Here is a 12,512-nt window from a genome sequence, read left to right on the forward strand (position 1 = left end):
GCGTTCGGATTAAGCTTTTTTTATTTTTTTTATTTATTTACTGCAACCTTTATTGATTTTTCACTCTTCTAATAAAATTAAAGTATATTAACCTAATTTATTTTTATTATGAAAAAAATGCTACTTGTTCTAATTCTGGCTACCGGATTATTACAAACTTCTTGTAGTGAAGATCTTGTTTCGAGTTCAATAGCTACCAATTCGGCAGATGTTTATGTCGCCGGACAAAGAGACAATCAGGCTTGTTACTGGAAAAATAATCAGCTTAACACCTTAGAGACCGGCGGTAATCATGGTACTACGGCAAATAAGATAATTGTATCCAACAATGATATTTATGTTTTAGGTATCGGACTTGGAACAACCGTTGAAACCATTCCGATGTTTTGGAAAAACGGGGTTCTTACTAATCTAAAAACCAGTTTAAGTACGAACGAAGAAGTAGTTACATCGATCACAGATATGGAAATAATCGGAAATGATGTTTACTTTGTGGGCTACACTAAAAAACCGATTATCACTTTTGACGATTACACACTTGCCTATTGGAAAAACGGAGTAAAAACGGTAATCCGCAATTACGGTAGCATTGTTCAAAACCTTCCTAAAATACAAGTAGCCAACAATAATGTGTATGTGACCGCTTCAAGTACCGGTAGCGAAACACTTAACGGTTACTACACAAATAGTGTTTTTAACGAAATTCCAAATGCCACACTAAACGGTCTGGCTACAAACGGTAATCAGGTATTTGCATACGGAGTACAAAATAATGCCGGTTATTACAAAAATATCAACACCAATGCGGAAACGACACTTCCGGCACCGATCAACGGAGTTACAAAAATGTATGCTACAAATGATCTGTATGTTACTAATGGCACGAATACGATCTACAAAAACGGAATCTCATTCGAAAATAGTCAGCCGGAATTGGGCGGCATTATGGACTTTAAAATCCAAAATAGCGGTACATATAAGATAACGCAGATTGCCGTAGGTGACGGTTACACTAGCCATCTGGTTGTAAACGGTGTTGAAGCTATGCATATAAACGATTCCGACGGCACTTTTCTATCAATCTTTGTGGTTCAGAATTAACCTATGACAACCTTTAACTGGAATGAAATTTACATCAAGACATCCCCAAAATTACTGGGGATTTGTCGCAGGTATATAAAAGATATTGCCACTGCTGAAGACATTATCCAGGATTCCTTTATTGTGGCCATTCAAAAGGAAAACACACTTAAAGATGCAAATGCTTTAAATGGCTGGTTAAGCCGAATTGTGATAAACATGGCGATCCATCATTTAAAAGAAACCAAAAAAATAAACTTCTCAACTGATCAAGACTGTGAAATTGCTGATTCAACTACGCTTATGAATACCTTAGAAATAGATACTAAAAGCATACTTCTGACTTCCGATTTAGAGAAGAACGACATATTAGAGGCGATAGACCGATTACCGGAACATCATAAATCCGTTTTTAACATGTATGTTATTGATCAGTTTTCTCATGGCGAAATCAGTAAAATACTCAATATCTCAATCGGAACTTCAAAATCCCATTTATCCAGAGCCCGAAAAGCTATTCAGTCATTTTTACTGGAAAAGGTACAGGAAAAACCGGTTGACAAGAAAAAGAAACGTCGCATCGCTTTTTTACTTTTCTTAGGATTCGGAAATCAGATGTTTGCTAATTATTGCAAAAAACAATTTCAGGATTTTGAAATTCAGCCGCAAAAAAAAGCAGCATTCAATTCAAAGAACCCGCAAATTCCAAATCATTTTATTGGCTTAACCAAAACCGTTTCTGCGTCAAAAGTTATAGCCGCAAGCATCGTTTTATCCGGCATAATCGGACTTATCTTATTTGCTTACACCTACACCCCTAAAGATATTCCACAGCAAGGAGAATCAAAAACGAATACAAAATCAGTTCCTGATATTATTGCCAGTCAACCGATTGTAACCGCATCCGATTCTGTAAAAAACAAAACGGTAATCACATCAAAACCCAATAAAACCCAAACGGTTTCCATTCAGGAAAAAGCAGTCACTTTAACGAATGAACCTGTCAAAACTACTACAAACCCAACTGTTGCAACACTAAAAGATTCTATAAAAGAAGAACCTCAAAAAGTGGTTGTCATCAAAAAACAGATTGTTAAAAAAGATACTATTTATGTTACGCGATAAAATTCTACTCTTTTTTTTAGCTTTTACCGGCTTTGCTTTTTCTCAGGAGAAAAAAACAGATACCGTTTTTGTGTACGAAGAAGTTGTAGTATATGACACCGTTTTTGTAGAAAAACCATTTACCAAAATAGACAAGGCCGTTTTCACTTCGGAAGTCAACAAAAAAGACCAACTGGAATTGACGCAAAACGGAAAAAAATTCCAGATTGCTGTCGACACCCTTATCCTTGTTACCGACAAAAAAAGAATTAAAAAAGAACAGCATTGGTTTTTCGGCGGAAAATTACATCTTGGTATGGCTCATAACAGCTTATTAAACGAGATGAATGCCCCAAATACGACCGGTATCGGCTTAGGAATCTGGACACGAAAAAAATTGTTTAATTCCGATTTTTCTATCGGAATAGGAATGGATGCCTTTTACTGGATGGGTTCGTTTTCGTTTGATGCGTCACAAAATGACGGTGCTCTAAATGGGTATTACTTCACAAACAATAATGCTCCCAAACTTTTTAAATCATTCGATAACAAAAACTTACAATTACAAATTCCGCTCCAGGTTTATTATACCATAAACCGATTCACACCTTCTTTGGGTACGTTTATCAGCGCCAGCAGGTACAAATCTCAGTTCTTCGGTTCATCCGGAAACCTACCCTTAACTTTTGATGAAATACAGGATTTTAAAGCCGAAGCACTTCAGATCGGTTATCTTTTTGAACTACATTATATCCTTTCCAAACATCTTTCGGTTGCACTGCATTTTAGCTCCGGGAAATGCAATAATTTAGTATTCAGCAAAGACGATGATAAAAACCAATTCTTCAAGACCAAAAACACGTTCACTGAAAATAAGTTTACAATACAACTTCTTTATCGTTTATAAAAACAGGTGTTTATACTGGCAGACGACTTAAAATTTGCACCTAATTTTAGCTTCATAACCAAGACAACCTACAGCTTATTATGGAGACTATTTCAGAAATCGTTTACGATGTGATCGTAATCGGAGGAGGCCCAATGGGATTATCCGCTGCCTATTATTTAGGCAAAAGGGAAGCCAAAACACTCGTTTTAGAACAATTTACTTTCGCCAATCAACAAGGAAGTTCCGCCGGTGTTTCCCGACAATTCCGCATTCCGTATCCGGAAGAATACATGGTTCAGATGGCACTAGATTCAATTCCTTATTGGGATGAACTGCAAAGTCATACAACAACCGAATTACTGGATAAAGTAGGAACATTATGGTTTGGCGATCCAACCGTTCATTCCACCGAAGGTAATATCGCTGAAGCCGAAAAAGCATTAGATGCATTAAATGTTCCGTATACAACATTAACCGCCAAAGAAATCGAGGCACAATACAACTTTAAAAATTTACCCGAGACTTATACCGGACTTTTTCAGGCCGATGGTGCGAGTATTAACTTTAAAGCAACAATCGAAACGTTACTTGAGCTTTGCCAAAAAAATCCGGCTATTACCCTAGAGGAACAATCACCGGTTACTAATATTACTCAAAAGGGTAGAATATTTCATTTAAGCACTCCGAACGGTTATTATGCCGCTAAAAAAATCATCATAGCGCCCGGTCCTTATATTAATAGCGTAATCAACTTATTGGATTTTACAATTGAAGCGACCTATTGGAATATGGCTTCCGCTTACTTTAAAAAAACGGATCCCAAAGTACAATATCCTACCTGGTTTGTATTTCAGAATCCTGAAGGTGAAAACGGCAACCAGTTTTACGGATTTCCTGAAGTAGATTGGGATCATCCGGAATACATCAGAGTGGCTCCTGATTTTGTAATCGAACCATTGGAAGAACCATACGACCGTTCGTTTATCCCTAACGAACAAGAGCTGGATTACACTTCCGAATGGGTCCAAAAACACATGAAGGGATTGGCTCCGGAACCGCTTTTTACTTCCACTTGTCTGATCGCATTAAGCAAAATCCCTAACAAAGAATTGATCATTGATTTTGCACCTACTTATGTTCCGAATCACAAAGATATTGTTGTATACGCTACCGGATGGGCTGCAAAATTTACACCGCTATTAGGAAAAATATTAGCGGATATGGCACTGGACGGAAAATCATCTTACGATATCTCACATTTCCAAATGGGCTACCAATTCTTTCGCCCACTTTAAATTGATAACCAAAATCTACCATTATGAATAAAAACACACCTCTAAATTCGGGTATGGCACCCGATTTAAAAATTGAAGTCGCTATTATCGGTGCCGGTACTTCCGGATTATACACGGCTTATCGACTGGTAAGCGATAAAAAATTCAAAGCAGATCAGGTTCAGATTTTTGATTTGAATGATCGTTTAGGCGGCCGACTGGAATCGGTTATTATGCCCGGTATGAATTTCTGGGGCGAACTGGGTGGTATGCGTTACCTTACTTCTCAGGAAATCGTAACTACACTTATCGAAGGTTATCCGTTATCCGAACCGGATCCTGAAAAACGCAAACAAGTATTAGTCGACAAAATGACACCGGTTCCGTTTCCGATGGGTGATCCTTCAAAATTATTGATGTATTTACGGAAAGAGCGCTTTAAACAAGATGCCTGGAATGTAGCACAGGATCAAGGTCAAAAGTTAACTACCCGTTATTATCTCAATAATGATGATCTCGGATTTAGTTCGGATCAATTGTTCAATAAGATTATTTATGACGTTCTGATGGCCGATCCGTGGTTCCGGGAAAATTATTCGGATTATGTCAAAAAAACATCCGAATACGATTATTCTTTCGAAATCACCAGTCGACAGTGGGACGATATCAAGCCAAAATTGCGTTATCACTTCAAGCATTCCCCTTATGCCGGCCGTAAAGTAAACGATATCGGTTTTTGGAATTTGATCAAAGATCAGGTTTCACAGGAAGGTTATACATTTCTTGCCAATGCCGGCGGATACTATTCAAACACCATTAACTGGAACTCCGCTGAAGCTTTTCCATATATGGTAGGCGACTTTTCAGAAGGAACGATTTACAAAACAATCGAAGAAGGATTTGACAGTATAGCTTATGCCATTGCCAACACTTACATGGACAATCCGGGTGCTTGTATTTGGTCAGAAAACAAATTAATTACTTTTACCAAAGAGCATCCGTTTAGCGATACACACAAATATGAACTGACTTTCTTAAACCTGAAAACCAACAGACAATGGAAAGTCTACGCAAATAACATTGTTCTGGCAATGCCTCGTAAATCGTTAGAATTGCTGGATCAGGAAAATTTCTTTTTTAATATAAATGAAGACAGCACGATAAACAACAACATCCGTTCTGTAATTATGGAACCGGCTTTTAAAATCCTGATGGGATTCCCTTACCCGTGGTGGAAGCAATTAGGAATCGATTCCGGTCATTCCATAACCGATTTACCGATGCGTCAATGTTATTATTTCGGCACTGATCCGGAAACGGAAAACTCCATGCTATTGGGCAGTTACGGTGATATGGAAACGGAAACTTTCTGGAAAGCACTTTCAGACGATAAGATATTGTTTGAAGTTAAGCCGGCCAATTCTGCTTCGTTAAAAGAATTACACGAATTAGACAGTGTACAGGCTACTAAAATGATGGTTAATGAAGTAATGAATCAATTGCGTGAATTACACGGAAAAGACGTAGAAATTCCGGAACCTTATGTTACCTATTTCCGGGATTGGTCAGACGATCCGTTTGGTGCCGGTTATCACGCCTGGAAAGCCGGATATGAAGTTAAAGATGTTATGCCGTATATGCGCCAACCGAAAGCAACCGAACAAATTCATATTTGCGGTGAAGCTTATTCCGATCAGCAAGGTTGGGTAGAAGGTGCTTTATGTGAAGCTGAAAAAATGTTGGAAACGCATTTCGGATTAACACGTCCGATATGGTTAAATCCAACGTATTATTTAGGTTGGTAATTTGAAACTACTATAATGCCTTCCGGATAAAATACCCGGAAGGCATTCTTTATATTTTTATCTTCTCCAATTCAGTCGAAAGGGCTTTTAGATCCTGTTTCATCAGATTAATTTGCGATTCCAACTGATCATACATATTGGCCCGGTTATCCAGTTCCTGTGCCGAATACTTTCCGCCGTTTCCGAAATACAATTCCAATAATTGTGTTTTCTTTTTTGACTTTTCATCGGCAATTTGTCCGAAATTCATCCATTTTTCGATAATCTCCCTACGAAAAGATACTTTTTCCGATTCATTCGGATTACTATAATTCAGATAATACCATACTGCAGGCGGGAAAATAGCAGAAACAGGATGTCCTTCCCAAATATCCCGAAGCGCATTCCGATGGTGATAAAATTCAATATTCCGTTTATTACGAAGAATCAACAATCCTAATGTGGCCTCCGTTATTCCGGTTCCTAACCCTATATAATCACCGGTATTTCCCTTATCAATCAACAGTCCGGATGCAATAGCACCGGTCGCACCAATGATAATAGCACCAACCGTAAGTTTACTTTCGGTTTCATCTTCTTTTCCTTTCAGGAAATCCGCAATCTGACTGGTTCGTTCTTCTTCGCAATCCATTTCAGAAGAAACAGCCGATACTTCCAATGAAGCATTATTGATACGTTGATTGAGTTTTTGCGCCATTTCCAACTGTGTCAGCCGATTCTCAATAGTCGGATTCTTTTTATATTTTTTTTGTACCGCTACATAATCCGACATCAAATCCAAAACACCGATTGCATTCGCTACATTAAGGCTTCTGAAACTCAACTGTGTCGCCAAAACAGAATCGACAGTAAGCGTATGTATCGGTTGCGGCATTTGATCTGCTGTATAATTATAGACATTCTGCTGATTACAGTTACTGGTATATAACTGCGATTTCATACGGGTATTTTGTATCCCGGAGCAAGACACGGACAGCACCGAAAGAATCAATATACTCAAAAGATAACGAGTGGATTTTGCCGTTGTTTTTTTCATAAGTAGCCCTTTAAAAAAATGTTCGCATAATAAATAATCCGAAATCTGGATTCTTTTAGGAATTCGTATAAACCAGAATTAAGTTACAAATTATTTTCATTAAATAATGAAAAGCAACCGGTCATAAAAAAAGCCGTCTTTTACAAGACAGCTTTCGTTTTATTCTTTTGGTTTATCCGGAGTAGTTGCCGGTTGTTTCGGTTCTGTTTCCGGAGGTGATTGCGGTGCCGGTGTCCCTTTATATTCCGTTTCCTGAACCTCCTCACCGGTTTTACTGAATACTTTAATTTTCGGATTGTCTTTATTTCCTGTAATCACAACCGGAATCCCGATCAATCCGAACGGCGGTAATCCTAAACGCATTCTCAGATTCATCTGACCTGCAAAATTGGTCTGTCCTTTAAATTTCAATCGGAATAACGCTACCTTGATCAGTGTTTCATCAATTGTAATGACATTATTTTTAATCATCGAATTAATTTCCACTTCACTCAAATCCGGATTATCAATTCCGTCAGATCCTGTTTTTTTACTGATCGCCGAAAACAATTTCAATCCTTTTATTTTTACTTTTTTCACCTTTACCACACCATCTCCTTTTAACGACGGCATAATCGGTTGCATATTTTGATCCAATACACCTCTCAGATGATAATCCACTCCGATAATTCCTTCTGCATTTTCAGCAGATGTCATTAAATCCCGGAACAATTTCACCTCACGGTAAGCACGGTTTACATCAAAATCTTTTGCGCGGTAACGCAAATTAAAATTCGCTTTATCCGCACTCACATCGTCGTATACACCATCTAATGTCATTCGGCTTCCGATAATACCGACTCCTGCATTTCGCAACATGATCTTTCCTTTTTTGACCATTGCTTTACCGGACATATCATTTAATACTAAACCATCGTAATCAATTCTTTTAGCATTGGCCACAACCGAAACATTTAAGTTTGTCGGAACCACGACTACACCCGTTGGTTCTTTCGGCTTTGTTTTTTTCGCATTAACTTTTGAATTATTACTTTTTACGCCATCCGGATTATACGCCATAAACTCATTGATATTTAAGAAATCAGAGTTAACTGTAAAATTTCCGGAAAGCACGCTTTTATCACTAAGCACGTAATTGATCACATTTTGCAATTGTCCGTTTAAGTTGAAATCCGATTGTCCGTAACCGGCTTTAAACCCGTTAAAAAACATTTTATCGCGATCAAACTTAAACAGTCCTTCTTTGATCAGGAATGGTTTCGGGAAAAATTGCGATTTGGCGGCAATATCTCTTAGAACCAATGTTCCTTTGTTGTTCATTTTACCATATTGACCAGTCGTTGCATAACTTTGTCTGCCTTGTAAAAACAGATCCGCTTTAATATACCCTTTTACGTCCAAACCTTCCTGTTTGAATACTTTATATACTTTGGCCACATCAATTTCACCTTTAGCTTTAACCGCATAGGCCAAATCATCAAAATTCGATAAATCAGCTGCTACAAATACCGGATTTCCTTCAAAATGGAATGAAGCCGGTGTCACTTTAACCTTCAGATCTTTATAATTTCCGGACGTATTATTGATTCTTGCATTGATCCGTATTGAATCAATCGGATTCGGATAGTAAGGTGTTTTTAACCTTCCGCTCTGAACCGCCAGAAAACCATCGGTAACCGGAAATTTCTTTTGTGACGCATCATAGTCTCCTTTTGCCTTAATGCTGGTGGTCAATAATCCTTTTAATTCAATTTTTTCAAGTCCCAATGCCCGGTTCAGTTTTTCCAAATCCAATTTGGCTTTCATATCCGTATCGAGAGTAATCTGTTTCATTCCTTTCGAATACAACTTTCCTTTCATAAAATCTTTTCCGACATTAAAGTGGATTGAATCCATGTTGATTTCCAGTAAATCCGGATTTAAGGACGGTAATCGGGTATTCAATTTCAGGTAAATATTGGAAGTCGGGAATGGTGTGTCTTTATACGCAATAAATCCATCGCGAATATTTACAGACAGTCCTAAATCCGGTTTTTTGTTCTGAGAGGCATTATAAATTCCTTTAAACGTAAACAGGACATCCGTTTGCCCTTGTACTTTGGTTTTTTCCAGCCAGGTTACATAAGCCGGCGGCATGGCCGTGAATAAATCGTTCAGTTTACTGTCTTTTGTTTCCACATGGATATCGATATCATATCCGTCTTTAAGGAAGTCCAGTTTTCCGATAAACTTCACCGGAAGCTTATTAATTTTCAGGTTATTCTGACGGAATACAAAGGACAGGGAATTGGTATTGATTCGCGTTAGCAAATCGGCATTAACCACTTTATTTTTCAGATACGTTTCTCCGTCAAAAGCAAAATCCAAAGATCCGATTCGCGCTTTAGTCGTCAAATCGAAAATAGCTTTATCCAAATCTCCTTTACCGATGTAGTTAAAATCTTTTGCATCGATCGCTAATTTAGCCGAAAGGTCATTGTATTTTAAGTGAACGTTTTTAATTTCAATCCGATCCAAGCGAATCGAAGCCGAAGCCGTATCGGAAGTTGTTTTCGGTGCATTCGATATATAAACATTATAATTCGCATGTCCGTGTTCGTCTACCATAATATTGGCCAGACCATTTGACAAGTAAATTTCATCGATACTCACCTGATTATCAAAAATAAGTCGTTTCAGATTGATCCCGAAAGCAACCTCTTTTGCCGCTACCAACGTATCGTTACGATAAGGCGCAGAACCCTTTAAGGAAAATTCATCCAGCGAAACGGTCAATGACGGAAAATGTTTATAAAATGAAAGATGTGTTTCTTTAAAGTTTAGTTCACCGTCTAACTTTTCATTGGCCGCCTTTTTTACTTGTTCGGCAATAGTTCCCGGAAAAAGTAACGGGATCAAAAACAATAGTAACAAAATGCTACCTACCGTAATTCCGATAATCTTAAGTGTCTTGAGGATTATATTTTTAGGAGAGTATTTCATACAACAAAAGTACTATCAAATTTTCAAATTTTAACAGAATATTCCTTAATCCGCTCATAAAAATTCGTTAACAAAATGTGTCTGAATCAACTGTATTCAGTTTTTCTGTTATTTTTACATAACTAAATTAATCAAAATATAATCATGATTACAAAAACTGTTCTGATTCTTACAACTGTAGGAATGTCTTTAATTTCAGGGAACGAGGACAAGTCTAAGCGAAACGGCGACCCGACCAATCCGCTTTTGGCTACTTACAACACCCCTTACGAAGTCCCTCCTTTTCATTTAATTAAAAATGAACATTTTAAACCGGCTTTACTGGAAGGTATTAAAATTCACCAACAAGAAATTGATGCCATTGCCAACAATCCGGCCAAACCCACTTTTGACAACACTATTCTGGCATTGGAAAATTCCGGTCAGTTATTAAATCGGGTTGCAACTGTTTTCGGCAATTTAAGTTCGGCCAACACAAACGATCAGCTTCAGGCGATCGCACAGGAAATGGCGCCGATTTCTTCGAAACACAATGACAACATTTACCTGAACGAAAAATTATTTGCGCGTGTAAAAGCGGTTTGGGATGCCCGAAAAACATTAAAATTAACTCCGGAACAATCTCGTTTACTGGAGAAAAAATACAAAGCATTTGTGCGCAGCGGTGCTAATCTTTCGGAAACCGACAAAGAAAAACTGCGTAAAATCAATAGTGATTTATCCTTGTTGTCTTTAAAATTTGGTAATAACATTTTAAAAGAGAACAATGCTTACGAACTGGTAATTGACAAAAAAGCTGATTTAGCCGGTTTACCCGACGAACTGATCCTTGCGGCGGCTGCCAAAGCCAAAGCTTCCGGTAAAGACGGAAAATGGGTATTTACATTAAGCAATTCCAGTGTAATGCCTTTTTTACAGTATGCTTCCAATCGCGAATTACGCAAACAGATCTGGACAGCTTACCAAAACCGCGGTAACAACAACAATGAGCTGGATAACAAACAAAATGTAATCCAGATGGCCAATCTACGTGGAGAGAAAGCGCGATTATTAGGTTATAAAAATCATGCTGCCTACGTATTAGAAGAAAGTATGGCCAAAACGCCGGAAAAAGCAACCGAATTACTAAATAAACTTTGGAAACCGGCTCTAGAAAAAGCTAAATTGGAAACAGCCGATATTAAAAAAATGATGGTTGCCGATGGAATTTCCGAAGATGTACAACCTTATGACTGGCGTTATTATGCTGAAAAAATACGTAAGGAACGTTACAATCTGGATGAACAGGAAGTAAAACCGTATTTCAGCATTGAAAATGTACAGAAAGGGATTTTTAAGGTGACCGAAAATCTTTACGGATTAAAATTCGAAGAGTTAAAAGACGTTCCGAAATATCACGAAGATGTAACGGTATGGAAAGTTTTGGAAAAAGACGGAACACAAGTCGGTACTCTTTATATGGATTTCTATTCCCGTTCTTCTAAAAACGGCGGTGCCTGGATGACTTCTTACCGCGCTCAGAAAATGGAAAACGGAAAACGTATTCCTCCGGTAATTTCAATTGTTTGTAATTATTCAAAACCAATTGGCAATACACCTACTTTATTGACATTTGATGAAACGACAACGTTCTTCCATGAATTCGGTCACGCCTTACACGGATTATTATCCAACGTAAATTACCAAAGTATGGCCGGAACTTCCGTACCAAGAGACTTTGTAGAATTACCTTCACAGGTTATGGAAAACTGGGCAGCAGAACCGGAAGTACTGAAAATGTATGCTAAACATTATCAAACCGGAGCCGTTATTCCGGATGCTTTAATTGACAAATTACAGAAATCAGGCACTTTCGATCAGGGATTTGCAACCGTAGAATATCTTGCCGCTTCTTTACTGGATATGGAATACCATACACAACCCGGAGCTATTGCGCAAGATGCTACGGCATTCGAAGCCAATGCAATGAAAAAAATCGGTTTGACTAATTCGATAATCCCACGTTACAGAAGTACCTATTTCAATCACATTTTCGCAGGTGGTTATTCTGCCGGCTATTATAGCTACATCTGGTCAGGTGTATTGGATACCGATGCATTTGAAGCGTTTAAGAGCACTTCACTATTCAATCAGGAAAAAGCAAAAGCTTTCCGTAAATATATTCTTGAAAAAGGAGGAACAGAAGACCCGATGACCCTTTATAAAAAATTCCGAGGAGAGGAACCCAATATCACTCCGCTATTAAACAAACGCGGTTTAAATAATGGAGTCAAACCTTTGAAAAACTAGACAGAAGTAAAGTCAAAAAAGGGAATACAGAGGACTAAAGCAGAAAACGATCA

The 12,512-nt window shown here is 38.0% G+C and carries 8 protein-coding genes; 6 read left to right on the forward strand and 2 right to left on the reverse strand.

Annotated features, from left to right (window positions below):
- Positions 1-108: 108 nt before the first annotated feature.
- From NOX80_RS01300 to NOX80_RS01320, 5 genes are all read left to right on the forward strand, one after another.
- Positions 109-1,101 carry a hypothetical protein gene (locus NOX80_RS01300; protein ID WP_256551535.1) on the forward strand — a complete coding sequence of 331 codons (993 nt, stop codon included), beginning with the start codon at positions 109-111 and terminating at the stop codon, positions 1,099-1,101.
- A 3-nt stretch (positions 1,102-1,104) separates the two neighbouring features.
- On the forward strand, positions 1,105-2,205 hold the full coding sequence (locus tag NOX80_RS01305) for an RNA polymerase sigma factor (protein ID WP_256551536.1): 1,101 nt from the start codon (positions 1,105-1,107) through the stop codon (positions 2,203-2,205).
- Positions 2,192-3,091 carry a hypothetical protein gene (locus tag NOX80_RS01310; RefSeq protein ID WP_256551537.1) on the forward strand — a complete coding sequence of 300 codons (900 nt, stop codon included), beginning with the start codon at positions 2,192-2,194 and terminating at the stop codon, positions 3,089-3,091. Before NOX80_RS01305 ends, NOX80_RS01310 begins: the two co-directional genes overlap by 14 nt.
- Before the next feature lie 80 nt (positions 3,092-3,171).
- The gene (locus NOX80_RS01315; RefSeq protein WP_256551538.1) at positions 3,172-4,368 is read left to right on the forward strand and encodes an FAD-dependent oxidoreductase; all 1,197 of its coding nucleotides are present in this window, start codon (positions 3,172-3,174) and stop codon (positions 4,366-4,368) included.
- Between the two features lie 23 nt (positions 4,369-4,391).
- Positions 4,392-6,152, forward strand: a complete 1,761-nt coding sequence (locus NOX80_RS01320) for a flavin monoamine oxidase family protein (RefSeq protein WP_256551539.1) — start codon at positions 4,392-4,394, stop codon at positions 6,150-6,152.
- Between the two features lie 49 nt (positions 6,153-6,201).
- Here NOX80_RS01320 and NOX80_RS01325 read toward each other — a convergent pair whose 3' ends face one another.
- On the reverse strand, positions 6,202-7,188 hold the full coding sequence (locus NOX80_RS01325; RefSeq protein ID WP_256551540.1) for a hypothetical protein: 987 nt from the start codon (positions 7,186-7,188) through the stop codon (positions 6,202-6,204).
- A gap of 159 nt (positions 7,189-7,347) precedes the next feature.
- A complete protein-coding gene (locus NOX80_RS01330) occupies positions 7,348-10,170 on the reverse strand; it encodes an AsmA family protein (protein WP_256551541.1) in 2,823 nt (940 codons plus the stop codon).
- A 144-nt stretch (positions 10,171-10,314) separates the two neighbouring features.
- Here NOX80_RS01330 and NOX80_RS01335 point away from each other — a divergent pair, with 144 nt between their 5' ends.
- Positions 10,315-12,459: a M3 family metallopeptidase gene (locus NOX80_RS01335; protein WP_256551542.1), complete on the forward strand. Its 2,145-nt coding sequence runs from the start codon at positions 10,315-10,317 to the stop codon at positions 12,457-12,459.
- Positions 12,460-12,512: the final 53 nt, after the last annotated feature.

Origin of the sequence: Flavobacterium cerinum (assembly GCF_024496085.1) — a bacterium.
Classification (GTDB): Bacteria; Bacteroidota; Bacteroidia; order Flavobacteriales; family Flavobacteriaceae; genus Flavobacterium; species Flavobacterium cerinum_A.

Bases quoted from the DNA above. Each gene is read 5' to 3' on its own strand.
- NOX80_RS01330 (WP_256551541.1), bottom strand. From the start codon at position 10,170: ATGAAATACTCTCCTAAAAATATAATCCTCAAGACACTTAAGATTATC.
- NOX80_RS01305 (WP_256551536.1), top strand. From the start codon at position 1,105: ATGACAACCTTTAACTGGAATGAAATTTACATCAAGACATCCCCAAAA.
- NOX80_RS01300 (WP_256551535.1), top strand. From the start codon at position 109: ATGAAAAAAATGCTACTTGTTCTAATTCTGGCTACCGGATTATTACAA.
- NOX80_RS01310 (WP_256551537.1), top strand. From the start codon at position 2,192: ATGTTACGCGATAAAATTCTACTCTTTTTTTTAGCTTTTACCGGCTTT.
- NOX80_RS01325 (WP_256551540.1), bottom strand. From the start codon at position 7,188: ATGAAAAAAACAACGGCAAAATCCACTCGTTATCTTTTGAGTATATTG.
- NOX80_RS01335 (WP_256551542.1), top strand. From the start codon at position 10,315: ATGATTACAAAAACTGTTCTGATTCTTACAACTGTAGGAATGTCTTTA.
- NOX80_RS01320 (WP_256551539.1), top strand. From the start codon at position 4,392: ATGAATAAAAACACACCTCTAAATTCGGGTATGGCACCCGATTTAAAA.
- NOX80_RS01315 (WP_256551538.1), top strand. From the start codon at position 3,172: ATGGAGACTATTTCAGAAATCGTTTACGATGTGATCGTAATCGGAGGA.